The following is a 276-nucleotide window of genomic DNA, read 5'->3' on the forward strand; positions in this document are numbered from 1 at the left end:
GGAGCTTTTGGGGTCTTTATCTTGGTGTTATTCCCAATTATTTACGCTGGGCTGATTATCTATTATCTAATTTATTTATTGTTAGCCGCTTTATTGGTATTTGGTTTATTAAAGATCTTAAAAATACCAGCTAACTATAGTCGCTCATATCAATTAGCTATTCACGGAGCTACTATAACTATTGTGGTAGGGGCGGTGGCTTTTCTCTTGCCAGTGATAGAGTTTCCTTTTTTGGGAACTCTGATCTTGTTGGCGGTAGTAGGGGTAAACTTGAAG

General features: G+C 37.7%; 1 protein-coding gene. It reads left to right on the plus strand.

What is annotated here, in order from left to right:
* Positions 1 to 21: 21 nt before the first annotated feature.
* On the plus strand, positions 22 to 276 hold a 255-nt coding region (locus Q4528_RS13775), incomplete at its 3' end, for a hypothetical protein (protein WP_303522131.1).

This window comes from Staphylococcus pasteuri, from assembly GCF_030547725.1.
GTDB classification, from domain to species: Bacteria; Bacillota; Bacilli; order Staphylococcales; family Staphylococcaceae; genus Staphylococcus; species Staphylococcus pasteuri.